This window comes from Algoriphagus ornithinivorans (genome assembly GCF_900115305.1).
GTDB lineage: Bacteria > Bacteroidota > Bacteroidia > Cytophagales > Cyclobacteriaceae > Algoriphagus > Algoriphagus ornithinivorans.
In genome coordinates this window covers 53,756-80,073 of record NZ_FOVW01000007.1, presented here as the reverse complement: position 1 = coordinate 80,073, position 26,318 = coordinate 53,756, and the positions used below count along the sequence as shown (strand labels likewise).

Sequence of the window (26,318 nt, the reverse complement as noted above, 5' to 3'; positions counted from 1 at the left end):
AAAAATAATTGAGACAACTTTTCTTGATAGCGATTTTAGCAGTTGTGGTTTTCTTCCAAATCAATGGAGAGAAAATCCCTGTAAATGAAGGTGCTTATGGGGATGGGGTTTTTTACAGAGAGGTGGGTAGGTTTTTTCTGGATGATATAGAATCAGCAGGTTATAATCTGGTTCAGCTGACTAGAATTCTACCCTTCGCATTGCTGAACTTATCCTTTTCTGCCTTTCATATTGTCAAAGACAATGAAGGACTTCAAAATGGGATGATTATGTGGCAATTGCTTTATCTGGCACTGGCCATCTATTGGTATTTCCGTATCGTCAAAAAACTAAGATTGAAGCTGGCTTTGATGACTTTAGGTTTTATCCTACTCTTCTTCAATTTTGCCTGGCTAAAAGGAATCTGGTATCATCCTTTTTCTCCAGACTTATTTGCCTTTGCCTTAGGTATGGGGCAAGCCAATTATTTTTTACGCTATGAAAAATTCAAACTGGGAATGGTGTCTATCTTGGGAGCATTCGTTTCCCCCTTATTATTGCTTTCAGGATTATTGATGTTATTTCTGCCGGGAGACAAACTTCCACTCTTCGAAGGAGAAAGGAGTAAATCTCTTTTACCTTTTGGTTTATCTGTCGGCATCCTAATTCTGATAGCAGGTTTGGGCTGGGGAGTTTGGGGCTGGGCGGACCATAGCTGGATAGATCAAACCTCTCACTTATTAGCACTGGTAGCCATACCGCCCTTGATAGTATTTGCTGCCAAGCAAAATCCTGTCAACTGGGACTTGGCTGTCAAGCAGCTGAAGAAAAGAACCAAAACGGATAGATTGAGCAAGGGCATTATGGGGTTGGTAGGGATTCTTTTGGTTTTGGTAATGCTATCGGGACAGAATGAATCTTTGGGTATTACCCGATTTCTGCAGGAATTGGGCAAGGGTTCTTTTCGCTTCCCTTGGGATTTTATCTGGTCTTACTCCATTCATTGGGGGCTACCGGCTATTTTAACATTGGTATTCTTATTGAGATTTTATCAGGAAATGGCCCGTCTGGGTTGGGCTGTGGTCTTTATTTTCAGTTTGGGATTGGTATTTATGATCTTTTTTAAGGTAAGTGCCTTGGCTGCTTGGGTTCCTATTTGGGTAGTGATACTTCTCAAAGCGCTGAAGCGCTACAGATGGAGCAATAAAGACTTGATTTTATCTGGAGTACTTAGCCTAGTCTTGTCCATGGCCTGGATGCCCATCAACTCCCATAAATTAATTGTTTTCTTGGGTCAAAAGAACAGAGCATTTGCCTCTAGCTTGGAAGTACAAAAGTGGGCCATTCACCATGCCGAATGGACAGCCTTATATAGCTATGCCATTTGTGGGGGATTTATTCTGTTGATTGGTTACTGGCTCTACACCAGAAGGAAAAGGTATATGAGAGTGATGAGTAATTGATGATCTATCTAGCGTTAAAAATTACTCATATTAAAACTAATTATGCTTTTTAATTTATACGAATATCTAATTTTTCTTCCTACAGTATTTTTACTGTATTGGTACGTGTTTTCTAAAAATCTCCAAGCCAGAAATATCTTTCTGCTTGCAGTTAGCTATGTTTTTTATGGATGGTGGGATTGGCGATTTTTAGGTCTGATTGCTTTTAGTTCCTTGATAGATTATTGGTGTGGACTCCGGTTGGCAGTAAACAGTCCAGATAGCAATCGGGAGCAGTATGCAGTCGATCCTGCTAACCGCCAACTGCCTACTGCCAGATCGAAAAGCTTATTTAAGAGCAGGGAACTTTACCTTTGGATAAGCCTTACCTTCAACCTCGGACTCCTTGGTTTCTTTAAATACTTCAACTTTTTTATTGACTCCACCATACAAGCCATCAATGCCCTGGGCTTTCAGGCTAATTCCTATACCCTTCAACTCATTCTTCCAGTAGGTATCAGCTTCTATACTTTTCAGACTATGAGCTATACTATAGATGTTTATAGAGGTAAGATGAAAGCCACGAAAGATCCTGTAGCCTTCTTTGCCTATGTGAGTTTCTTTCCGCAATTGGTGGCCGGGCCGATAGAAAGAGCTACTAACCTTTTGCCTCAGTTCTTCAAAAAGAAAGTATTCGATTACAGCCTAGCCATGGATGGTATGCGACAGATCCTTTGGGGATTGTTTATGAAAGTGGTGATTGCGGACAATTGTGCGGTTTTTGTCAATCAAGCTTTTACTAATCCTGAAAGCCAACCTGCCTCCAATTTACTTATCGGAGCGGTGTTTTTTAGCTTTCAGATTTATGGAGATTTTGGGGGCTATTCCAATATCGCTATAGGAACAGGGAAACTGCTTGGATTTAACTTGATGCAAAACTTTGCTTTCCCATATTTCTCTAGGGACATAGCCGAATTCTGGAGAAGATGGCATATATCCTTGTCCACCTGGTTTCGAGATTATGTCTATATTCCTTTAGGTGGGTCTAAAGGATCTAAATCTCAAAGCCTTAGAAATATCTTTATCATCTTCTTGGTTTCAGGTTTCTGGCATGGGGCCAATTGGACATTTATTATTTGGGGTGGAATTCATGCAGCATTGTTTATTCCTCTCTATTTGTTTGGAAAGAACAGGGTCAACATTGGTATTGTAGCTCAAAACAGGACCTTCCCTAGCTTATACGAATTAGGACAATTATTGGTGACTTTTTCATTGGTCACAGTAGGCTGGATATTTTTTAGGTCTCCTGACCTTGCATCGGCAGGAGTGTATATTCAAAATTTATTTGAAGCAAGCATTCTTCAAAAGCCTCAAATGGATATTCGAGTTTATCTATTTATAATTTGGGCTTTGATTTTTACGCTGCTTGAATGGAGGGGGAGAAGAGAAGAGTTTGCCATACAAAAAATGGCATTTACTAAGCCGGCTCTAATTCGCTATAGTTTGTATTATGGCTTGGTGATGGCAGTATTTCTATTTGCCAGAAAAGAACAGGAATTTATCTATTTTCAGTTTTAGGATTTGAAAAGATTCATCTTGAAAACTTTACTTTTTGCAATCCTTCCATTGGTGAGCCTATATTTTATTTTATTAGTTGAAGATGGTCGGGCCGATCCATATTATAGAAAGTTTACTACACCAAAGCAGAAAGCGCTTATTCTTGGCAACTCAAAAGCTGGTCAGGGAATTATGCCAAGTATTTTGAATAATAGCTTGAAACAAATTTATGATTTAAAAATATATAACTATAGTTTTACTTTGTTTGGTTCGCCATATGGACCACTGTATTTAGAAAGTGTCAAAAAAAAATTAGAGGAGGGGATAAAGGGTAGTTATTTTATTATTACAGTAGATTCATGGAGTATTAGTGGTCCAATAGAGAATCCTAATAATATTTCAATTTTTGAAGAAAATAAGCTCTTTTTAGCTGACGTGAAACTAGTTGACATAGATCCAAACCCATTTTATTTTGCTAGCCATTATAATAAATCTTTTTATGAGATTTTAATCCAAAAAATAAAGCCAGGTAAAACTAAGCTTCATGATGATGGTTGGTGGGAAACTGAAGATTATTTAGATTCCGCGACTATTTTATCTCGAAAGAATAACATGGTGAGATTTTACAATGATTATAATGAGCGGCATTCGTTTTCAGAAGTAAGATTTAATTATTTAAGAGAAATTATCCTTTTGTTAAAAGAAAGAGGCGATGTGTTTTTAATAAGAATGCCCCTTTCTGATGAAATATTAGAAATAGAGAATGAAGCCATTCAAGAATTTAATAAATTATTGGATGGTTTGGCGTCCGAAACAGGAGTACAATACAAAGACTTTAACGAAAATAAGACAAGCTTTTTTTTTGAAGATGGTTTGCATTTAGATACAAAATCTTCAATATTTTTTTCAAATGACTTAGCTAAATGGATAAGCGATTTTAAAAGCGAAACTGATTATAAATTTAATTGAGTAGTCTCTTCGAATAAAATAGAGTTTAGTTTAATGATAAAATTTATATCTAGAATTTTTCTCTTTTCAGTTTTTCCAATCGCTTCACTATTTGGAGTTTTCTTATTGGAAAATGGAACAGCTGATCCTTTTTATCAGAGATTTGTAACTCCCAAACAAGAAGCATTGATTTTGGGAAATTCGAAGGCTGCTCAAGGAATAATACCTTCGATTATAAATGATCGATTAGCTGATATCTATCCAGCAAACCTTTATAATTATTCGTTTACAGTTTATAATTCTCCTTTTGGACCTGCCTATTTGGAAAGTATAAAAATGAAGCTTGCTGATTATGATGGAAAAAGGTGCTTTATTATAACTGTAGATCCTTGGAGTATTTCAAGTGATATAAATGATCCCAATAATCCCGAAAAATTTGAAGAAAATAAGTTGTTTCTTTCAGGCATCAAAAATGTGAGTTCCAAACCTAATTTGGAATATTTTTTTCTATGGTTCGATAATCCATTTTACGAAATTATTCTTATGAGAATGATAAATCAGGTTTCCAAACTTCATTCTGATGGATGGTATGAAACTTCAGGTAATATGAACGAAAATGCTGTTAAAAGTAGAAGATTATTTATGATAGATTTATATACTGATTTTTTAAAGAAGTATAGTTATTCAGCAGAACGATTTAAATACCTGCAAAAGACAATTGACTTCTTACAAACGAGAGGTAAGGTTTTTTTGGTAAGAATGCCTTTACATCAAAACCTTTTGACAATTGAACAAAATCTGGATCCTGATTTTGGTTTAAGGATGGGGTTTTTGTCCCAAAAATTTGGAGTCCAGTATTTTGATTTTAATAATTCAGAAATGAATTGGGAATTTAAAGATGGACTTCATATGACTGTGGAGTCTGCTAAAAATTTATCTAAAATTCTTTCCAATAAAATTTTATTGTCCGAAAATTAAAACCTTTTGAAAAAATCTGTTATCCAACCTTCTCAAGGCTGGAAAGTTGTCGACTTCCCAGAATTGTGGAGGTATAAAGACCTGTTATATTTCTTAACGGTTCGAGGGATTAAAGCCCGATATGCCCAATCTGTTTTGGGGATTGGCTGGGCCATTATCCAACCGCTTTTCACAACATTGGTTTTTACCATCGTTTTCGGAGGATTGGCAGAAGTGGATTCAGATGGAATGCCCTATTTACTTTTTTCCTATTTAGCATTATGGCCTTGGAATTACTTTTCAGGGACGCTTTCCGAATCAGCCAATAGTCTGGTGGCCAATGCCGGAATGATTACCAAAGTTTACTTTCCAAGGCTGATTTTACCTATGGCAGCCATTTTCTCCAAGCTTTTAGACTTTCTTATCTCCTTTGTGGTACTCTTGATATTACTGATCTATTTTCAGGTATTGCCGGGATGGCAATTGATATTTCTCCCCATTTTATTGATCCAATTAATAATGTGCTCTTTGGGAATCGGGATGATACTTTCCGCTATGGCCGTTCAATATCGGGATATTAAATATGCTTTGGGTTTTATAGTTCAGCTCCTGCTCTATGCCGCGCCCGTTGTTTATAGCACCACTGCTGTTCCCGATCAATATCAATTTTTCTATTCCTTAAATCCAATGGTCGGAGTAATCGAAGGAATCCGGGCCATGTTCCTGAGTCGTTCTATGCCATGGCAATTGATCTGGCCTGGGGCTATTGTTGGAGCTGTTTTGTTTGTTTTTGGTTTGTTTTATTTCCGCCGAATGGAAAAGGTATTTGCAGATGTAGCTTAACTTTCTTATCTGATTTATCATTTTATACTGAAACCTTCAATTGAATGTCCGATACCATAATTAAAGTAGAAAACCTCTCCAAGCGCTATCGAATAGGTTTGAAAGAAAAAAAGGCCGATACCTTCGCTCAGCAGCTGATCAATACTTTAAAGGCTCCAATAGAAAATTTCCGAAGAATTAAAAGCCTTGGAAAATTTGAAGACGAAAGTGATTCAGTGCACTGGGCATTGAAGGATGTAAGTTTTGAAGTCAAGCAAGGCGAGGTGTTGGGGATTATCGGGAAAAATGGAGCAGGGAAGTCAACACTACTTAAAATCCTCTCGAAAATCACCGAACCGACATCAGGTCGAATTGAAATGCATGGGAGAGTTGCTGCCCTCTTAGAAGTGGGTACAGGCTTTCATCCAGAACTTACAGGTCGAGAGAATATCTATATGAATGGAACCATCCTAGGTATGACCAAAAAGGAAATCGATCGTAAACTGGAAGAAATCATAGACTTCTCTGGTGTAGAGAAATATATCGATACACCAGTGAAGTTTTATTCTTCCGGTATGCGGGTAAGATTGGGGTTTTCTGTTGCGGCCCATTTGGAACCAGAGATTTTAATTATTGATGAGGTATTATCTGTTGGAGATTATGAATTCCAGCAAAGATGTTTAGGGAAAATGGGAGAAGTTAGTAAATATGAAGGAAGAACGGTTTTATTCGTAAGTCACAATATGAGTGCAGTCAAAGAGCTATGTCCAAATTCATTAATTCTAAACAACGGGAATTTTCTAAAAATTGGAAAAACCTCTGAAGTTTTAAAACTTTATTCCGGTAAAACAAGTGAAAAAATTTTCAGCAGAATAATAGAAAATCAAAATTATGATGTCATTGTTAATATGGCATATATTGAAAATTCTAAAGAAGATTTAGACTCTTTTGTAACCTTATTTATCCAATTATCAAGTAATTTAGAAATATCAGTAGCACTTGATATTAGGTTGAAAACCTCTGATTTGCAAATGCCGGTTGGATTTGGTTCTATGGGGACATTTGATCAAATTGATCAACTTAAATTAATTAAAGGTCAAAACAATTTTGAATTTAATATAGATACAAAAACTCTTGCCATTGGTGAGTATTTATTAAGTATAGATATTACAAAACCTTTTGTTAAGTATTATGATAGGTGTGAGGATTGTATTTCGTTTGAAATTTTAAAACCTACTTCCAAACATAAGGATTTATTACTATCATGGAATTATGGGGCAAATGCTATTAATATTACCTCTAATGTTTAAAATTTTTAAAAAAAATAAAAAAAAATTGAATCCTGATCCCTTTGAATTTATAAAGGGGCTTGATTTAGATATTATTTTTGATGTTGGCGCCTATCAAGGCGGAATATCAAGTAAGCTATTAAATTACTCATGCAATGCTAAAGTTTTTGCGTTTGAACCATTTTCACCATCATTTCAAATATTAAAAAAAAAGCTTGGAGAAAACAGTAGGTTTAAATGTTTTCAAATAGCTCTTTCAGACAAGGAAGGAAAATTAGACTTTTATTCAAATAATTTCGATGAAACAAATTCACTTTTACCTTCTGAGAATTTGGAGGATGAAATTTCAAAACTCACTAAGACTAAAGGATTAGTAAAAGTTGAAACACAAACTATAGATAAGTTTTGTAAAATTCAAAATTTAGATAAAATTGATTTTCTTAAAATTGATGTTCAAGGAAATACCTATCAAGTACTCCAAGGAGCTAAGGGATTATTAGAAAATAAAAAAATAAAAATTATTTTTGCTGAGGTGGAGTTTTTGCCTATTTATAAAGGACAAATCTTGTTTTCAGAAATTGAAATATTTCTACGTAGTTATGGATTTCATCTTTATGATATTTCTAATGTAAATAAAAATAATAAAGGGAGATTTGCTTGGGCAGATGCTTTATTTATTCTGGAATAAATGATGATGGGCATAAAAAATATAATAAAATCTATAATGGGTTTAGATCCATATTTTAAAAAATCCTATTCTCAATGTGGGGAGGATTTAATAATTGATTATATATTTAAATTGCGTGGGATATCTTATCCTCAGTACTTAGATATCGGAGCTCACCATCCAAAATTTTTAAACAATACGGAATTGTTTTATCAGAAGGGTTGTAAGGGTATTAATATTGAAGCAAATCCACTTTTGCACAATGCCTTTGAAATTTATCGTCCGAATGATATTAATCTTAATATTGGAATAAGCGATAAAGAAGAAGAGTTGGATTTCTATATAATGTCAGATAATACTCTTAGTACATTTTCAAAAGAAGAATGCAATTACCTAATTGCTAATGGCAAGAAACTTGATAAAGTTGAAAAAATAAAATTGACAACTATCATTCATATTTTAGATAAATATTGTAATGGTATTTTTCCAGACTTTTTAAGCATTGATGTCGAGGGTTTGGATTTGCAAATAATAAAATCAATTGACTTTGAAAAGTCTTCACCTAAAGTTATTTGTGTTGAAGCTTCCGAGTATTCTCCAGTGGGGTCAGGAGCGAAAAGAAATGAATTGATTGATTTCTTAGTTAGTAAAGGCTTTTATGAATATGCCAATACTAACCTGAATTCCATTATGGTAAAGAATGATTTTTGGTTTATCTAAATGGATTCACCTACGTTTTCAATTATACTTCCAACCTATAACTCCGCACGCACTATTTCCAAGGCGTTAGAAAGCATACTTGATCAAGATTATAAAAATTACGAAGTACTTGTGATGGATGGTAATTCGGAAGATAATACAGTTCAGATTGTAAAGGGTTGCAATGATCCGCGTATCAAAATCATCAGCAAACGCGACAACGGCATTTACGATGCCATGAATAAGGGCGTGGCTCTGGCAAAAGGGGAGTGGTTATATTTTCTGGGTAGTGATGACACGTTTTATTCGGATGATGTTCTAGGAAAGGTGGTATCATCATTTCGTCCAGAAATGGAGGTTGTTTATGGCAATGTTTGCCGTACAAAGTATGAGAGCTTTTATGACGGCTTGTTTGATGAGAATAAAATTTTAAAGCGAAACATCTGTCATCAGGCAATATTTATTAAGAAGTCCTTGTTCAACCGAATCGGTAATTTTAATATTCACTACAAGTCAACTGCAGACTGGGATCATAATATGCGTTGGTTGCTTTCGCCAAGCATTCAACATTTTTTTATAAATGAAATAATTGCGAATTACGCGGATGGAGGCTTCAGTTCCAAATTTATAGATGTGGCCTTTGAGAAAGACAAAATGCTGAAATACCTTCGTTATTCTAAAAACATGTTACCCCTCAAAAAGAAACTGTTTCTGATAAAGCTGGAGCTGGTCAAACATATAAAGGACCGAAATACCAATCAGGTATTTCGGTTGTTATACTATGTTCCCTCAATACTACTGACACCCAGTTGATTGTCAGTCACAAATTCCATAGTCGTTTAGTGTTAAAATCTAAATTTCATCATTCTAATATGAATTCTGAAAGTAAATAATTTATAAAAAATTGAATTCCCAAAAAAAATAAATGCAAAGTAATATAAAACCTGTTGCCTATTATTTACCTCAATACCATCCAATCCCTGAGAATGATTATTGGTGGGGAAAAGGTTTTACAGAATGGACCAATGTAACCAAAGCCAAACCATTATTCAAGGGGCATTATCAGCCTCGATATCCCGCTGATTTGGGATATTATGATTTGAGAGTTCCAGAGGTTAGAGAAGAACAAGCGACAATGGCTAAAGAAAATGGAGTTTATGGTTTTTGTTACTATCATTATTGGTTTGGAGATGGTAAGCAGTTATTGGAAAAACCTTTTAATGAAGTAGTAGAATCAGGAAAACCGGATTTTCCCTTTATGTTATGTTGGGCTAATCAAACTTGGAAGGGTGTTTGGTTTGGGGATTTTCAAAATCAAGTTCTTGCCAAACAAGAATATCCTGGAATAGATGATTATACTAATCATTTTAGTTCACTATTACCTGCCTTTAAAGACAATAGATATATTAAAATAGATGGTAAGCCTGTTTTTCAGGTTTATCAACCTTTAGATCTACCAGATTCAAAAGTCTTTGCTAGAGTTTTTAATGATCTTGCTAAAGATAATGGGTTTCCTGGCATTTATTTATTGGCTTGTAACGTACCAATTTATTGGGAACCTGAGCCTAATGGGTTTCATGGAGTTATTAGCTATTTATTTCATTCATTCAGATTTAGGGAGAAAAATACTGTTTTCAAGGAAGGGTCATTTTTAGGTAAAGTTGAATGGAAATGGAATAATTTTTTGGAGGGGAAGGCTATAGAAAGACGAAAAAAACCAAAGGTTTATAAATACGAAAAAGTTGTAACCAAAATTTCAAAATGGCCGAAAATGAATTTTGATTATTATCCAATGGTAGTTCCTGATTGGGATAATTCTCCAAGGGCAGGAAATAGCTCAATGATTCTTCATGGTTCAACTCCAGATAAATGGAAAATCCATTTTCATAATGCTGTTAATTATATAAACAATACGAGTCCTGCTGATAAATTTATTTTCATTAAGTCATGGAATGAATGGGCAGAAGGTAATTATCTTGAGCCTGATCAGCGATGGGGAACAGCTTATCTAAAGGCCATGAAAAGTTGTTTGTGAAAAATTAAGTTAAATTTAATCATATTAAAAAAAGACAAATATCAGCTTGAAAGAATCTTCTCTTGTCTCTATTCTAATCCCTAATTTTAATAAAGCTAATTATTTAAGGTTTACTTTAGACTCTGTAATTGGTCAAACATATTCGAATTGGGAATGTATTATCGTAGATGATTTTAGTACTGACGATTCATGGAAGATTTTGGAGGAGTATTCTGGAAGAGACCAGAGGTTCAAAATTTATAGAAGACCGAAAAATAGAAAACAAGGAGGAAATGCAGCCAGAAACTTTGCCTTTGAAAAATCAGTAGGCGAATATATTCAATGGCTTGATTCAGATGACCTGATCCATCCTGAAAAACTTGAAATTCAATTAAATGATTTAAAAGGTAAATCATCCAAGATAATTTCACTTTCAAACTGGAGAGGTTTTTCTGGAAATATTGTCCCATCAAATAACATAAATAAAGATTTAAGATGGAGTGATTATTCAAACCGAGGTGACGAATTTTTATTGAATTTGTGGGAAAGGGAGCAATTTGTACCACCACATGCCTATTTGATGCATAGAGGTGTGTTAGAAGTAAGTGGTCTTTGGGATGAGGATTTAATTCAAAATCAGGATGGTGAATTCATGACACGTGTCTTACTGAAATCAGACGAAATTATTTTCAATCAAGGCATCACAGCATTTTATAGACTTCCTGATTTATCCCATTTAAGTAAACAGATTAGTAAAAAAAGCTGGGATGATTGGCTTTATTCACTCAATCTATGTGATAGGTGGATGCTTGATTATAATAATACAAAAAGGGCAAAAAAGATCCTGTGTTTGAATTATGAGCGATTGATTAAGCTGATTATACTTGATTATCCAGAAATTGCCCAAAAAGCCATAAACCGGATTCTAATTCTTAACCCTTTTGTTAGATTTAGTTTTTTTAAACCACAAGTGATTTGGTTAGGATCTTGGTTGGGAATCTCTAATTTTTTAACTCTGAGAAAGCTTTTGAAAGCACAGAGAACTTGATCCCAAAGATTATCCATTATTGCTGGTTTGGGAACAAATCCATGACGGAATTGGAACTCAGCTGTATCCAATCTTGGAAAGAGGTTTTACCCGATTATGGATTCAAACTTTGGAATGAAAGCAATTTTGATTATTCGGCCTATGCATTTTCGGCAAAAGCCTATCAGCTTGGTAAGTTTGCTTTTGTTTCAGATATCTGCAGGTTGCATGCCCTCTATACTGAAGGAGGGATTTATCTTGATACAGATATGTTGGTTTTGAAGGATTTCAAGGGTTTGCTGAAAGAAGAGTTTTTTCTTGGCGAAGAAAAAGAAGGACTTATCAGCGCAGGTATTATAGGAACTACTAAAAACAATCCTCAAATATCTGGATTGCTAGATAAGTACAAGCAATTGACATTCGACTACGACGCTCCTTTGGATATACCCACTTTCCTGACGTCCTATCTGGAAAGGGATAAGGCAAAAGTTTATACCAAGCAATATTTCTACCCTCTGCCATTTGCTGAGAGAGGAAAGGATTTCAGACCTTTTGTAAAGGCCGAAACCTATGCAGTGCATCTTTGGAATCATAGCTGGAAAAATGAATGGCAGTTTCTCAATGATAAAAATTTTAGAAATGCATGGACCCAATATATGAACCATTTGTTTGACGGACCGCTGACAAGCAAAAAGCTGTATTTTCCTGTTCAGTTTTGTAAGTTTTATGTTGCCCAAATGTTTCCCGGACTTTATGGCAAGGTCAAATCTCAGCAAAATCAATGAAAGCCTATGAATAGGATAGCAGGTTCGCTGGAGAAAATCTTTGGGAAAATTAATAATAATGGAGAAGAGTTGGTGGTCTTGTCCAATTATTTCACTTCCAAAAATGATCCTGTCCGGGGATTCAGACAGCAAAATGACAGTTTTAATTACCTAGCCAATTGGTACTACAGTATCCATGAATTGAGATTAATGGCTATTGTGTTTTACGATCAGCTCTCTCCAGAATTCCTGGAAAGGTACAGTACCGACAGGATTTTCTTTGTGCATTGTAAGCTTGGGAATTTTTCCCTCAATGATGAGCGTTTTTTTATTTTTAAGGAGTTTACCTCCCTTCTGAGTCCTGACACCTATGTTATCACGACAGATATCAACGATGTGGTATTCAACAAGAATCCATTGGCATTACTGAAACAGGATCCTGAAAAGGTATTCGTGGGAAGGGGTGACAGGAGGTCTTGGAAAAGCGGTATTTGGACATTGAAAGCACTGAAGGCGTTCTATGACAAATATCCGGGAAAGGTTCCTCCTAGTATGCTACATTTTCCGGTTTTGAATCCCGGTACTGTTGGGGGGAAGTCAGGAAAGGTTAGCCTTGTCTTTCAAAAGATGTGCGCGTTATTTGAAAGCATAGGGGATGATGGCAACTATGACATGCAGGCCTTCAATTATGTCATGATGCGCGATTATGTACCTTTTAGGTCTGGCATTGATAAGTTTGTACCTTTTGCCTGGAACTATTGGTACCAATACCTTTCTTATCGGGTTCACCGAAAGCTGGAAGGGAAATATAGAAAAGAGAAATATGACCTGAGCAATGTCGGAGAATCCATTGTCCAAAATGAGTTTATCCATGCAGGGTTTCCTTTCGTGAGCATGTTCAATTGGTTTGAAAAAAAAGGAGAATCTCATGCATTCCTAATCCACAAGTGAAAAAGTTAAAAAAATATTTCCATCATAATTTGGCTCGCCCATTTTACCAAATTATCAGGCCACTTCAACCGATTTTGAACCTTAAAAAAAGAACCTTTTTCGATAAGTTCAGAGTAAAAACTAAGGATGGGATTTCTTTTTGGTTGTACAACAATGCTTTTAATTTAGAAACTAGTTTGTTTTGGTCTGGTTTTGAAAATAGTGCTTGGGAAAAGAAGACTAGGGACATTTGGTCTGAGCTAGCTAAACAATCTAAAATAATTTTAGATATAGGGGCGAATACTGGGGTTTTTTCAGTTTTAGCAAAAGCGTATAATTCTAAAGCTGAAGTTCATGCTTTTGAACCCCAACCTAATGTGTTTAGAGTCTTAGAAAAAAACAATACTATTAACGGTTTTGACATCCATTGCCATAAATTGGCTCTTTCTGACGAAATTGGGGAATTGCCATTTTTTAATACAGGTTATTCTACTTTTGAAGATAATAATACTACTCATGGAAGCTTAAACAAAGAATGGAGAACGGAAAATCAACATTCCATAACTGTCCAAGTAGAAAGGCTTGATGGATTTCTTGCCAAGAATCAAATCAGAAAAGTTGATCTTATTAAAATTGATGTAGAGACATTTGAGTTCGAAGTATTGATAGGATATGCAGCATTACTTTTTAATCATAGACCTGTTATAATTCTTGAGATTCAGAATGCTGAAATAGGACGCAATCTTTTGACCTTGTTTAGAGATAAGAATTATCAATTTTTCTGGATAAATGAAGAAAAAGGATTGATAAAAGTAAATGAATTAGGGATGTTGACTAATCAGGAAAATTTAAATTATTTGTTTTGTCCTGAGGAGAAAGTTGAAAAAATTCAGGCATTTACTTGAAATGAATCAATATGCATTTTGTGTTCTTATTAATTATAAATAAAGAAAAATAAGGTAGTAATTATGGGTTCATTAAAAAAAATTAAACATAAACTAATTAGGAAAATATCTAATAAAATTAAATCCAGTAAGAAAAATCTGGTAAGATTTTCCTGGTTTGCAAATCAGGTTTCTCCGGAAACAATTGTAATTTTAGACTATCCTATAAAGTTATCCCAAAGGTATACTTTAAAAGAACCTCATGAGAAAATTTTGAATTTGATAGAAAAAAACAAAGCAGAATATAAAAGTATTCTTGAAAACTTTTTAAAATATGAAGATAGATTAAAAGAAATTGCCTCAAATAAGCAGGATATTATAAGAGGAACAGACCCTACTTGGGATAATATTTGGTTGCCAGGCTTAGATGGGGTTTCTATTTATGGGTTTATTGCACTCATGCGCCCAAAACTATTTTTAGAGATAGGTTCTGGGAATTCAACCAAATTTGCTTTTAAAGCAATCAAAGATAATGAATTGACAACAAAAGTAGTTTCTATTGATCCCCATCCTAGAGAGGAGATTGATATTATTTGCGATTCTGTAATTAGGTCTCCTTTAGAAGAAGTTGATTTGAAAATTTTTGATCAATTAGAAGAAAATGATATTCTTTTTATTGATAATTCACATCGGGTATTTATGAACTCAGATGTTACAACAGTTTTCTTGGATATAATACCACGACTGAAAAAGGGGGTTATAATTCAAATACATGATATCTTTCTTCCATATGATTATCCTGATTCTTGGATTGAACGATATTATTCAGAGCAATATATGCTTGCGTCATATATATTAGCTAATCCTGATTTTTTCGAAATACTAATGCCCAGTTTTTTCATAAGCAATGAGATTGGGTTAAAAAGTGTTTTTGATGAGTTTTGGGATTCCGAAGGGTTTGAAAATATTCCAAGGCATGGACAAAGCTTTTGGTTGAGGATAAAATGAAAAAAATCCTTGTAATTCCTTCTTGGTATCCCACCAAAACAAATCCCTTAAGAGGTTCCTTTTTTAAGGAACAGGCTGAATTTTTAAATCAATCAGGTCAATTTGAGATAAAGATATTATTCGGTGAAGTTAAGTCCCAAAAACTTCTCAATTGTATAAAGACTTATTTCAAATCTTTTTTCGGGTTCAGGATTAGACTTGATCAAGAATTTTCATTTAAATCTCCCCAATCCTTTTATTTTGTAATTCCAAATAATAGGTGGGTGTCAGATAGGCTTTTAGTTTTTTTCTCAAAAAGAATTTATATACAAGCATTTATGGAGTTTGTTAAAAATAATTCTTTACCTGAATTAATTCATGCTCAAAGTGGAATGGATGCTGGGATTTATGCTCATAGCATTTCGAAAATCCACAGTATACCTTTTTTAATTACCGAGCACCAAGTTTTTGTGTTTCATCATTATTCACGAAGGAAAGCTAAGTTGATATTAGATGCCTTTAAGTTTGCCGATAAGGTAGCAGTTGTCAGCGTCGACCAGCGTAGACAGATTTTAATGAACCAACCAGATTGTAATCCTGAGGTAATCCCAAATCTTATAGATGACTCAAAATTTGAAATTGTTAAAAAAGAAAAATCAGATAGATTCAGGATTATTACATTTATTTACTCAAATTCTATAAAAGGGTTTGAGACATTTTTCGAAACTATGTATCTATTGAATGAGAAATCTTCTGATTTTGAATTTATTGTAATTGGAAATGGAAATACTTCAGGTGTCGATTTATTTAAAAATTTAAATCAAAAATATGGTTTAGAAAAAAAAGGAAAATTAATCCCCAAAGTTCTTAGAGAAGATGTTCCTTCAATGTTATGTTTGGCGGATTTGTATGTTTGTAGTTCGATATATGAAACATTTGGAATAGCTCCCAGAGAAGCAATGATGTGTGGATTACCGATTGTAAGTACAGCAAATGGTGGTTTAGAAGATTGTATTAGTTCCGAAACCGGTGTTATTGTTCCTATCAAAGATCCAAGAGCTTTAATGGAAGCCATTTTGGAAATCAAGAATAGGGAATTGACTTTTGATGCTAGGATAATCAGAGAGCTTGCATTGAAAAAATTTGGGAGAAGAGCTTTTTTAAATTCTATTTGTAATTTTTATTCTTTCGAATAATCGGTGAGTAAATTTAAAGTTTCTGTTATAATACCAGTTTTCAACGCTGCAAATTTTGTTAAATATGCAGTAGAATCTGCCATAAAATTACCTCAAGTTGGTGAAATTATTTTAATAGAAGATGGTTCAGTAGACAATAGTTTTTTAATTTGTTTGGAGTTGGAAAAAAAGTATTCCAATGTAAAGTTATTTACACATGATTCAGGTAAAAACTTAGGAGCTGGAGTATCTAGGAATTTAGGCATCAAATTATCATCCTTTGAATATATTAGCTTTTTAGATGCTGATGATTGGTATTTGTCTAATCGGTTTGAATTAGATGAAAAGATTTTTTCTGAAAACAAAGAAGTTCAAATTATTTTCTCAATGAACGCTTTGGGTTTTAACGATAGATATGAATATTTTGGTAAATTAAACCTTAAGGAACTTGAGTATTTCAAAATTAATGATGTTTTAGGAACCTATCAACATATTATTTCTAACGACTTAATTCTGGGTCATCCCAACTCTACCACATTTAAAAAATCTATCTTTAATCCTGATTTATTATTTGACCCAAGGCTTGATCTCCATCAAGATACGGAATTGTGGAACAGAGTTTCGAGAAGGTTTTTGTTTTATCCAGGCGAATTTTCGAAGCCAGTTTCTATAATAAGAAAACATAGTTCAAATAGAATAGAAAAAAAGTCATTATATTCATTAATAAAGTATATAATAGTTTATGTTGATAACATTGGGGTTGAAAATGTTTATGATTTTGAAGAGAGATATATAGTAGAATTTTTTTCGCGTAATATATCCAATTCTATTAAATTTAATTTTTTAAGAAAAATATTGTTTAAAACTCTGCGAAATTTTTTATTTCCATTTAAAAGGATTTGGGTCATAGTTTTTTATTGGTTTGGGATAAAATATTATAAACTATAGTGTCTACATCCACTTTATTTACCGTAATTATTCCTGTGTATAGAGATAATGATAGATTGATCAAATGTTTAAAAACTATTTTAAATCAAACAGTATCTTTAGACATAATTGAGGTGTTAATTATTAATAATGATCCGAAATTTAGGATTTCTCTTCCAATTGAATTCATAACTAAGCTGAACTTACAAATAATATTAGAAGAAAAACCTGGCTCTTATGCAGCAAGGAATAAAGGAATTGCTCAAGCAAAAGGACAAATATTTGCATTTACAGATTCCGATTGTTTACTATCTGAAAATTGGTTGAAGGTAGCTTATGAATATTTTTCAAATGATAAAAGAATGGAAATTGGGATCTTAACGGGTCCAGTTCCTTTGTTTTTCAAAAACCCAAAGGTACTTTCAGATGCTGAGGTGTATGAAAAATATACAGGATTTACAACAGAATCTTATGCGAAGGAAGGCTATGCCATAACAGCAAACTGGCTAAGCCCTGCTTTTGTGATCAAAGAATTTGGGGGGTTCAATGCAGATCTCAAATCAAATGGGGATTCTGAACTATCGGGGAGGATTTCTCAAAAATATAAGATAGTCTATTCCCCAAAACTGATTGTTCACCATCCTGCCCGTTATTATACCGAAGATTTGGTTAATAAATATAAGAGATTGCTTGGCGGAGCCTTTGTCCGAAGGTTTCACGGCAAACCTAAGGAATTTAGAAAACATGTAAAATATTTTATTTGGAGAAGGTATCGATTTGCTTTTAAAAAGTTCTTTACGATTTCCCTAAAGGAATCTTTAGCAATCTTAAAGGTTTGCAATGCCATTAATAAAGGGGCTTGGGAAGAATATAAAAGCTTGATTAATGGTGGTGAAACTAAGCGTTGAATTTAAAGGAGATTCACTTCATTGCGAGGGTTTCTGTCAATTCTTTTGAAAGATGAAAAGTTTTCAAATCCAAAAACAATCTTTTCGATTTCAGAAAAGAATTAACTGATTGCTTCGCTCCATTCTTCTGCTCGCAATGATGTTAAAGCCGATGAATTCTAAGACAAGCAAAATAATACGATAAAACTTAGATCAATTGAACCCTTTAGTTTCAATCATTATTCCTGTTTATAATAAAGCCGCTTTTGTTACAGAGACTTTGGATTCGGCATTGAGACAGAACTATACGAATATAGAACTGATTTTGGTAAATGATGGAAGCACGGATGGATCCAAGGTGATTTTAGAAGCCTATCAATCAAAATTTCCTGATAAAATAATTTTAATAGATCAGCCTAATGGAGGAGTTTCCAAGGCTACTAATATAGGAGTCCAAGCTAGCAAGGGTGAGTATATCCAGTTTTTAGATGCGGATGATATCTTATCCAAGGATAAGATTTTTAGACAAATAAAACTTCTTGAAAATCAAGATTTCAAAGTAATGGCTTCTTGTGCGTGGGTAAATTTCAAGGAGGTGATTACGGAGTTTTCTTCGTTACCATATAACGTTTTTCAAAGTTTTGACTCAGGATTGGATCTGCAACTTAGCTTCTGGAATAATCAGGAAATGATGGCTATTTCTTCATATTTAACTCATCGTAAACTTATCGAAAAAGCTGGCCCTTGGGATGATTCCTTGACCATTAACCAAGATGGGGAGTTTTTTATGCGGGTTTTACTTCAGGCTAGCAAGGTTCTTTTTGAACCGAATGAGTTGGTTTATTACCGACAGCCGGGAATATCACATGTTTCTCAGCAAAAGTCTGAGAAAGCGTTTACCTCACTTTTAGATTCGTATCAAGCCTACGAGTGGAATGTGCTTGCAATTGAAGATTCATTTCGAGTTAGAAAGGCTTTAAAAAAAGTTTACCAAAAGTTTATTTACGATGTTTTCCCAAAATATCCCCACTTGATTGAAAAGGCAGAAAGCCTGATGGACAACCTGGGATTAAAGGAACCAACTTATATAGGTGGTCCAAAATTTCAACAATTATCTAAGTTGATCGGGTTTAAAAATGCCTTAAGGTTGAAAAGAATTCTGAATTCATAATTCGGAATTCAAAATTATTATCTGTGTTTTCGATAATTATTCCTCTCTACAACAAATCACCCTTTATCCAACGGGCTATTGACTCTATTTTGAATCAAACTTTTTCAGACTACGAAATTATTGTTGTCAATGACGGAAGCACCGATGGAGGGGAGATATTGGTGCAGAAAGTATATTCAGATCCAGTAATCTTAATTAATCAATCAAATCAAGGCGTATCAGCAGCTAGAAATACAGGAATAGCAAAAGCCAAATATTCATGGATAGCATTTTTAGATTCAGATGATTTTTGGCATCCTTCTTTTTTATTTTGCATAAATGAAGTCATTTCTAATCACCCTGAATTAAAGATGATAGGAAGTTCCTATTCCAATAATGGCCTTCCAGCATCAATTGAAAATCCCAAAATTAAATTCATTGATAAATACTTTGATATAGCTATCTCCAATACCTTATTTACTTCTTCCTCTACCGTAATTCATCGAAGTTTTTTTGAAAAAGGTACTCCATTTAAAGCTCATTTAAGTCGGGGAGAGGATATAGATGTTTGGTTCAGAGCCTTTGATTTCTTTGGGAAAGCTGCTTACATTCAGGAGCCTTTGATGTATTATGATCTGAATGCCTCCTCTAGTTTAAAACAAACCCTAAAATTGAGCCAAACTATTTTTTCGGAAATGTTCCAGTCCAACTACCCAATACACAACCACAAAAACTCATGGCTAACCTTCCGGGATAAGTATTTATTATTAAACCTGTTCTCTTTCATGGATACTGAAGAAAATTTTTTAGAGGGGAAAAAATTATTAAAAAAAACAGAAAAAGATTTCCTGTTAGCGCGAGTACCCTATTTATTACCCTTTCGACTAATCAAAGTTTTTAATTCCATTCCCTCGTTGAAAAGTGCCCTTAGAAAATATTTAAAGTTCTGTTTCAGATTTATCTATCATTGATTTGAAGGTAATTAGAGTTTTATCTGAATTGGATTTTGGTGGAGTAGAGCAAGTCGCATTGAATTCATTTCCTGCACTTCAAAAAAAAGTAGACCTTCAAGTATTGGTACTGCAAAAAGGGGGTAAAGTTTCACATCAATTAATACAACAGGGAGTCTCAATTAAAATCTTAAATCTCAATCCCAAAATACCTAATTTATCCCTTATTAATCTCCTTAAAAAAGAGTTTGAAAAGTCTCAACCCGATGTAGTTCACTGCCAAGGGGCGGAGGCAAATTTTCATGGTGTTTGGGCTGCCAAACTTGCTAAGGTTCCCAAAATTATTGGGGAGGAAATTGGGATTCCAAACCATCATACTTTTTGGAGATGGATTTTTCGATGGCTGTATTCCAAGGCTCATGTGGTGATTGCGATCTCAGAGGCAGTTAAGGAGGAGATTGTCAGTTTGGGAGAAGTTAGGGAGGAGAATGTGAAAGTAATTTATAACCCAGTGAATTTGGTTCAAGGTTCCCGCCACGGCGGGCAAGCAAGGTTCCCGCCACGGCGGGCAAGCAAGGTTCCCACCACTGCAGGCAAGCAAGGTTCAATGCTCACTACTTTTGTTTTTGTGACGACATGTCGATTAGTGCCGATCAAGAATTTGGAGCGATTGATTGAGGTTTTTGGGAAATTGGTAAAAGGGAATCCAGATAAGAATTTAAGGTTAAGGATTGTGGGGGATGGGCCAGAGCGAGATAATTTAGAATTCAGAATTCGGAATTCAGAATTAGGGAATCAATTAGAAATAGTAGGATTCCAACCTAATGTTTGGCCTTTTTTAGAAGAAGCAGATGCCTTTATTCTTCCCTCTCTAAGGGAAGGTTCTTCTGTTTCCTTGGCTGAGGCAATGACAGCAGGTCTTCCCAGCATAGTGACCCAAGTAGGTGGAACGGCAGAGGTTTTAGGGGATTCCAACTCAGGTATCTTGATAGACCCTTTGTCTATTGAAAGTATTCAATCTGCTATGCAACAACTCATTGATCTTTCTCCTGAAGAATGTCAAGCTATGGGAGAACGAGCTAAAAAGGAGGCTGAACGCTTTTCCGTTGAAAGTTATTTGGAAGCCTTACTTCAGATTTATTCTAATTCTGAATTTAGATATCATAAGTCAGAATTATGAAAATTCGTGTGCTACATTGCATAGAAACAATAGCATCAGGAGGAGTTGAGCAAACCATTTTAACGCTTATTAAAGGTCTAAACAAGGAAAGATTTTCTCATAGGATTATTTGTACTTGGGCTGGAGGACCTGTAGCTGAAGCATTAAAAAATGAAGGAGTGGAGATTTTTCAAGTCGGTTCGTTTAAACACCCATTTGAGTTTTCTAAATATAAATTCGTTTTATCTCAAATTTCTGAATATAAACCATATATTTTACACGGGGCCGTTTTTGAAGGGATGTGCATGGCAGCTGTAGGCTCTTTTTTTGGCAGGACTCCTGTGACCATTTTGGAAGAAACATCAGATCCTCAAAATCGATCAAGATTAGCCAATTTGTTACTTCGCTTCCTATCTAAACAAGCAGATGTAGTTCAAGCAATTTCAGTAAATGTTGGGAATTACTTGAAAGTAAATGCTGGAATAAAAGCCGAAAAAATAAGGGTAATTACAAATGGAATTCAGTTTCCAATAGCTAATAATTATTCTGAAATTCTCTCGTTAAGAGATCATTATTCTATTAAGGAGGATTATTTTGTTGTTGGTTTTGTTGGAAGGTTACACGATGATCATAAAAGAGTATCAGATTTAATCAAAGCAATCAGTTTAATTGATCATGAAAAGATTAAATTACTAATTGTAGGAGATGGAAATGATAAAGAGCATCTAATTAAAATAGTTAACAATCTAAAGCTTAAAAAAAAGGTTTTATTTGTTGGATTCCAGGCAAATACTCAAGTTTACTTTAATTTGATGAATGTTTTAGTTGTACCTTCTTCAAGAGAGGGGTTTGGACTTGTAGCAGTTGAAGGAATGATTCAGAAACTGCCTGTTATTGGAACCAAAGTTGGTGGTTTACAAGATATTATCAAAGATGGAGAAACCGGTTTTTTGGTTCCTCCCTTTTCACCTGAATCAATAGCTGGAAAAATTCAGCTTTTAATTGACCAGCCCGATTTGCGGAAGACGATGGGGGAAAAAGGAAAAAGAAGAGCTATAGAAAACTTTACCGCCGAACGCTACTGTCGCGAAGTTGAAAACTTGTACCATGACCTTCTTAAAAAGAAAAGTGTTGTATTATAAATGGTTTGATTTTTCAGATTTTAAACTTCAGATTTCTGACTTCTAGCAATGCTTGATCTAATTGTAATAGTTATCGTAACTCTTGCTCTTGTCAACTCCAATGCTAGTATGGTAAAGCGCTTTGGATTGCCTAAGAAATTTGAGTTACAATTACATTATTTATTAGTGTATCATCTTTTCTTTTGCCTATTTTTTACTTGGTATATCAGTAATTATGGGGGCGACTCCAGGGGTTATTGGTTATTTGGGATGGAGCAGGTATTAATTCGAGGTGAGAAAACTTGGTTTTCTTATTTTGGAGACGGAACAACTTTTATACTTTGGTTGTGTTATATCCCAAGCCAATTATTGGGGCTTTCCTATATTACTGGAAATATTTTATTTGGGGCCTTAGGCTTTATTGGGATACGCTACATATTTGTTATGACTGCAGAGTTGTTTCCCACCAATCATGAGGTTTTAGGCATTCCACTTTTTCCGACTGTTTTTTATTTTTTGAATTTACATTTTTGGACAGCAGGGGTTGGCAAAGATGCCATCTGCTTTTGGGGGATTGCCTGGTTTTTATTTGCCATGCAGGAATATAAAAGTCGATGGTGGCAAGCAACTATAGCCCTGTTTTTTGTGTATTTCGCAAGACCCCATATGGGACAGGCCTTAATCTCGGGGGCTGGAATGGCGATTTTATTAGGGTCTGAAGTTAAAATTGCCTACAAAATTGGACTAAGTGCTTTGGCGGTTGGGGCAGCAGTTTATTTACTTCCTAGTACCTTGGAAACACTAAGAATGGAGGAACTTTCCTTGGAGTCCTTTGAGCAGGTATCTGGTTCAAGAAGTAGCGGATTAAATACAAGTAATGTGGGTTCAGGCTTTGATTTGAATTCTTACCCTTGGCCTTTGAAATTATTTACATACATGTTCCGACCTTTATTTTTCGATGCCCACAATTTTGTGGCTTTTTTTAGTTCTTTTGAGAATTTATTGTATCTCTGGCTAAGTCTATTTATCTATAGAAACTGGACTCCGGAAGCTATTAGGGATATGCCTCTATTTATTAAAGCAGGAATGATTACTTTTATTCCTGTCGCTTTTGCATTTATGAATACCTTGAGTAATCTCGGAATTATCATGCGTATGAAAAATATGACCATGATCTATTTTCTACTATTTTGTTTTTACCTCATAGCCCATAACAAACAGCTACGAATCCAAAAAGCAAAAGAAAAACTGCGCTATTATCAACAGAGAGAAAGGATTAAGGCGGAAAAGCTGGAAGCCAAAGTTAATAATTAGAAATTCTGAATTCAGAGTTCTGAATTTAGAATGACTTATTAGTTAAAATCAAAAGTAATTTTTAAATTAAACTTACTGTTTAATTAATTTTTTTTATGAAAAATATCATTGTTGAGAAGACTTTTGAGTTTTCTATAAAAATTCTTGATAGTTATTTCTATTTGCAAAGCAAGCACCATTATAAGCTTGCGGAACAGATAGTAAAATCGGGAACCTCCATAGGAGCGAATGTAGTAGAAGCCCAAGTCGCTCAATCTTTAAAAGACTTTATATCTAAATTAGAAATTGCCTCCAAAGAGGCGAGAGAAACAGACTATTGGTTGAGCTTATTTGATAGAGAAGAATTACTCCAGCCATTTGAAGGATATTGCTTTCTAAAATCAGAAATTGGAGAAATCATTAAAATTCTGAATTCAATAATTATATCCTTTAAGCGTAAATTGAAGACTCACTAATGGTTGATGGAAATTCAGAATTCACCATTCAGAATTCAGAATTCAAAAAGATATTATTTCTGCCCAAATACCCCCATCTTGGGGCTTCTAGCAGATTAAGGACCTATCAGTATTTGGCTCTTTGGGATCAGGAGGGGTTAGATTACCAGGTTTCTTCCTTTTTTAATGAGCCTTATCTAAAGCGATTTTACTTAGGGAAAAGGCATCATCCTTTCAATTTACTTTTTTGCTACTTCCGTAGATTTTGGATACTCCTGGGAGCTTGGCGCTATGATTTGATTTATATAGAAAAGGAACTGTTTCCATTTCTTCCTTCCTATGCGGAGTGGGTCTTGGAAAAGTTGGGAAAAGGCTATGTGGTAGATTATGATGATGCAGTATTCCATAATTATGATTCCCATTCCAATCCCTTGATCAGAAGTTGGATGGGAGATAAGATATCCTGGGTGATGAGACATAGCCATTTAGTCTTTGCAGGAAACTCCTATTTGAAATCCTATGCCGAAGAGGCAGGTGCAGAAAGGGTAATCATATTACCTACGGTTATCCGCGTCGAAAAATATCCCATAAAAACGACTCATAATCTCAGAAAAGTAAGCATTGGTTGGATTGGTTCTCCCACTACCTTGAAGTATCTTTTGGCTTTGGAACCAGTTTTTCGTAGGCTAGGAAACAAGCATGATTTGGAGCTATTGGTAATTAATGCAGCGAATACAATACTTCCGGACTTAGGCATTCCTACCCGCTTAATACCATGGGAAGAGCACAAAGAAGGAAATCAGATTTCCGATTTTGATATTGGAATCATGCCACTTCCGGATGATGATTGGGAAAGAGGAAAATGTGCCTACAAGCTTATTCAATATATGGCCTGCGCCCTTCCTGTAGTAGCTGCTCCAGTTGGGATGAATCAAGATGTGGTTCAGCATGGAATAAATGGCTATCTGGCGGGTACAGAACAGGAGTGGGTAGACTACTTGGAAAAGTTGATTTTAGATCCACAATTAAGACAGGACTTAGGGAAAAATGGAAGGGCTTTGGTGGAAGAGAAATACATTGTTGAAAAAAACTTTCAGATTATAAAAAAGGCGATTTTGAGTTTGAATAAAGCCTAAAAGGAATGAGGTTGTTTTTAATTATTCACAATTAATAAGGGTCCGATCATCGGGCTTTTTTGTTTTATATCTTTTTAGAAACTCGCCTTTGGTGAAATATTTATTCATAGAAATACCATAGAAATAAATGGAAATACGCCTTCGGCGAAATATTTAAAAGATACCTAAAAGATATTTTTTAAGATATTTTCAAGATATGCCTTCGGCGAGATACGGGTCAATTCCCCCTTTGGAAGTGTAAATTCAGTTTAGTACGTCTTCCTTATATCAAAGGGGGCAAGGGGGATTTTAGACTAAACTTATTGAGGAAAAAATATCTCGCAGAGGCGCAGCAACGCAAAGTTTACCAAATCCCATAGGGATTTAAGCTCGGTAGCAAAAGGATTTGAGGATGCCTCTCCATGCCGTAGGTATGGAAGAATAGAGAAATACGATAGAAATAAATTGAAATATGCCTTCGGCGAAATATTTGAAAAGATATTGTTCAAGATATTTTCAAGATATGCCTTCGGCGAGAAAGACCTCCAATCAGTCTCGAATCAAAAGCTCCGTAGGAGCGATAAATATTTTAGCCGTGGGTTTTAACCCACGGATCACGGTTAACCGATCCCACCCCAGCGCTGGCGCAATCGCTTCGTTTGGAAACGATAACTCAATGCCAGCAAGACGATACGGAAACCATATAATAACCCTCCAAGGGTTTTCTTAAATAAATGAATCAATCAAAAATATCTCAACCATTCTTTGTATACCCTTGAAGGGTTTCGACCTCTTAGTTTCGGATTTAAAATCCTACGATAAGTGGTCAAAGCAGAGAAATCCCCCTTGCCCCCTTTTAAAAAGGGGGAATTGATCCTCTCAGATTTAAGGCATTAAGATCAAATATTTAATCTCTTCAAAGCCTGAAAGGCTTGAACTTTTCAATAGCCAAGCCAGAGGCGCGCAGGCCCGAGTGCAACTCGGGGTACCAAATACGCCATTACCCACCCTCCAACGCTGGCGCAATCGTTTCATTTGGAAACGATAGCTCAAAGCCAGCAAGACGATACGGAAACCATATAATAACCCTCCAAGGGGTTTCTTAATTTAATGAATCAAT

25 protein-coding genes are annotated in these 26,318 nt (G+C 34.9%); all 25 read left to right on the top strand.

Annotated elements, in window-relative coordinates:
- Nucleotides 1-8 precede the first annotated feature (8 nt).
- The 25 genes from BM073_RS12020 to BM073_RS11900 all read left to right on the top strand — a co-directional run bounded on the left by BM073_RS12020 (nt 9) and on the right by BM073_RS11900 (nt 25,219).
- Entirely contained in the window at nt 9-1,442 is a 1,434-nt protein-coding gene (locus tag BM073_RS12020; RefSeq protein WP_091654468.1) for a hypothetical protein, read from the top strand.
- A 42-nt stretch (nt 1,443-1,484) separates the two neighbouring features.
- On the top strand, nt 1,485-2,999 hold the full coding sequence (locus BM073_RS12015; RefSeq protein WP_091654467.1) for an MBOAT family O-acyltransferase: 1,515 nt from the start codon (nt 1,485-1,487) through the stop codon (nt 2,997-2,999).
- Nucleotides 3,000-3,017: 18 nt separating this feature from the next.
- Nucleotides 3,018-3,947, top strand: a complete 930-nt coding sequence (locus BM073_RS12010) for an SGNH/GDSL hydrolase family protein (protein ID WP_139217490.1) — start codon at nt 3,018-3,020, stop codon at nt 3,945-3,947.
- A gap of 33 nt (nt 3,948-3,980) precedes the next feature.
- On the top strand, nt 3,981-4,904 hold the full coding sequence (locus tag BM073_RS12005) for a hypothetical protein (protein WP_091654463.1): 924 nt from the start codon (nt 3,981-3,983) through the stop codon (nt 4,902-4,904).
- A 6-nt stretch (nt 4,905-4,910) separates the two neighbouring features.
- Nucleotides 4,911-5,726, top strand: coding sequence for an ABC transporter permease (locus BM073_RS12000; protein WP_091654461.1), 816 nt, complete (start codon nt 4,911-4,913; stop codon nt 5,724-5,726).
- Between the two features lie 44 nt (nt 5,727-5,770).
- Nucleotides 5,771-7,015, top strand: a complete 1,245-nt coding sequence (locus tag BM073_RS11995) for an ABC transporter ATP-binding protein (protein WP_091654460.1) — start codon at nt 5,771-5,773, stop codon at nt 7,013-7,015.
- Nucleotides 7,008-7,682, top strand: coding sequence for an FkbM family methyltransferase (locus tag BM073_RS11990; RefSeq protein WP_175557904.1), 675 nt, complete (start codon nt 7,008-7,010; stop codon nt 7,680-7,682). Before BM073_RS11995 ends, BM073_RS11990 begins: the two co-directional genes overlap by 8 nt.
- Before the next feature lie 36 nt (nt 7,683-7,718).
- Nucleotides 7,719-8,381, top strand: coding sequence for an FkbM family methyltransferase (locus tag BM073_RS11985; RefSeq protein ID WP_175557903.1), 663 nt, complete (start codon nt 7,719-7,721; stop codon nt 8,379-8,381).
- Entirely contained in the window at nt 8,382-9,173 is a 792-nt protein-coding gene (locus BM073_RS11980; RefSeq protein ID WP_091654454.1) for a glycosyltransferase family 2 protein, read from the top strand. It abuts the gene before it with no gap.
- 112 nt (nt 9,174-9,285) lie between these two features.
- On the top strand, nt 9,286-10,395 hold the full coding sequence (locus BM073_RS11975) for a glycosyltransferase WbsX family protein (RefSeq protein WP_091654453.1): 1,110 nt from the start codon (nt 9,286-9,288) through the stop codon (nt 10,393-10,395).
- Nucleotides 10,396-10,441: 46 nt separating this feature from the next.
- Entirely contained in the window at nt 10,442-11,422 is a 981-nt protein-coding gene (locus tag BM073_RS11970) for a glycosyltransferase family 2 protein (RefSeq protein ID WP_175557902.1), read from the top strand.
- A gap of 41 nt (nt 11,423-11,463) precedes the next feature.
- Nucleotides 11,464-12,186, top strand: a complete 723-nt coding sequence (locus BM073_RS11965; RefSeq protein WP_245756411.1) for a glycosyltransferase — start codon at nt 11,464-11,466, stop codon at nt 12,184-12,186.
- Between the two features lie 6 nt (nt 12,187-12,192).
- On the top strand, nt 12,193-13,116 hold the full coding sequence (locus BM073_RS11960) for a hypothetical protein (protein WP_091654448.1): 924 nt from the start codon (nt 12,193-12,195) through the stop codon (nt 13,114-13,116).
- Entirely contained in the window at nt 13,113-14,000 is an 888-nt protein-coding gene (locus BM073_RS11955; protein WP_175557901.1) for an FkbM family methyltransferase, read from the top strand. The genes BM073_RS11960 and BM073_RS11955 overlap by 4 nt, the downstream gene beginning before the upstream one ends.
- 63 nt (nt 14,001-14,063) lie before the next feature.
- On the top strand, nt 14,064-14,987 hold the full coding sequence (locus BM073_RS11950; RefSeq protein WP_091654445.1) for a class I SAM-dependent methyltransferase: 924 nt from the start codon (nt 14,064-14,066) through the stop codon (nt 14,985-14,987).
- Complete coding sequence (locus tag BM073_RS11945) at nt 14,984-16,162, top strand: glycosyltransferase (RefSeq protein ID WP_091654443.1); 1,179 nt, start codon at nt 14,984-14,986, stop codon at nt 16,160-16,162. The genes BM073_RS11950 and BM073_RS11945 overlap by 4 nt, the downstream gene beginning before the upstream one ends.
- A gap of 3 nt (nt 16,163-16,165) precedes the next feature.
- Nucleotides 16,166-17,089 carry a glycosyltransferase family 2 protein gene (locus BM073_RS11940; protein ID WP_091654441.1) on the top strand — a complete coding sequence of 308 codons (924 nt, stop codon included), beginning with the start codon at nt 16,166-16,168 and terminating at the stop codon, nt 17,087-17,089.
- Nucleotides 17,089-17,976: a glycosyltransferase family A protein gene (locus BM073_RS11935; RefSeq protein ID WP_091654440.1), complete on the top strand. Its 888-nt coding sequence runs from the start codon at nt 17,089-17,091 to the stop codon at nt 17,974-17,976. The genes BM073_RS11940 and BM073_RS11935 overlap by 1 nt, the downstream gene beginning before the upstream one ends.
- Nucleotides 17,977-18,172: 196 nt before the next feature.
- A complete protein-coding gene (locus BM073_RS11930) occupies nt 18,173-19,126 on the top strand; it encodes a glycosyltransferase family 2 protein (protein WP_091654438.1) in 954 nt (317 codons plus the stop codon).
- A 23-nt stretch (nt 19,127-19,149) separates the two neighbouring features.
- The gene (locus BM073_RS11925) at nt 19,150-20,076 is read left to right on the top strand and encodes a glycosyltransferase family 2 protein (protein WP_175557900.1); all 927 of its coding nucleotides are present in this window, start codon (nt 19,150-19,152) and stop codon (nt 20,074-20,076) included.
- Nucleotide 20,077: 1 nt separating this feature from the next.
- Nucleotides 20,078-21,235 carry a glycosyltransferase family 4 protein gene (locus tag BM073_RS11920; RefSeq protein WP_091654434.1) on the top strand — a complete coding sequence of 386 codons (1,158 nt, stop codon included), beginning with the start codon at nt 20,078-20,080 and terminating at the stop codon, nt 21,233-21,235.
- On the top strand, nt 21,232-22,356 hold the full coding sequence (locus tag BM073_RS11915) for a glycosyltransferase (RefSeq protein ID WP_091654433.1): 1,125 nt from the start codon (nt 21,232-21,234) through the stop codon (nt 22,354-22,356). Before BM073_RS11920 ends, BM073_RS11915 begins: the two co-directional genes overlap by 4 nt.
- Nucleotides 22,357-22,404: 48 nt before the next feature.
- Nucleotides 22,405-23,649 (top strand): hypothetical protein, encoded by a 1,245-nt coding sequence (locus tag BM073_RS11910; RefSeq protein WP_245756409.1) that lies wholly within the window; start codon nt 22,405-22,407, stop codon nt 23,647-23,649.
- Nucleotides 23,650-23,744: 95 nt separating this feature from the next.
- A complete protein-coding gene (locus BM073_RS11905; protein ID WP_091654431.1) occupies nt 23,745-24,104 on the top strand; it encodes a four helix bundle protein in 360 nt (119 codons plus the stop codon).
- Complete coding sequence (locus BM073_RS11900) at nt 24,104-25,219, top strand: glycosyltransferase family 4 protein (RefSeq protein WP_091654430.1); 1,116 nt, start codon at nt 24,104-24,106, stop codon at nt 25,217-25,219. Before BM073_RS11905 ends, BM073_RS11900 begins: the two co-directional genes overlap by 1 nt.
- Nucleotides 25,220-26,318 lie beyond the last annotated feature (1,099 nt).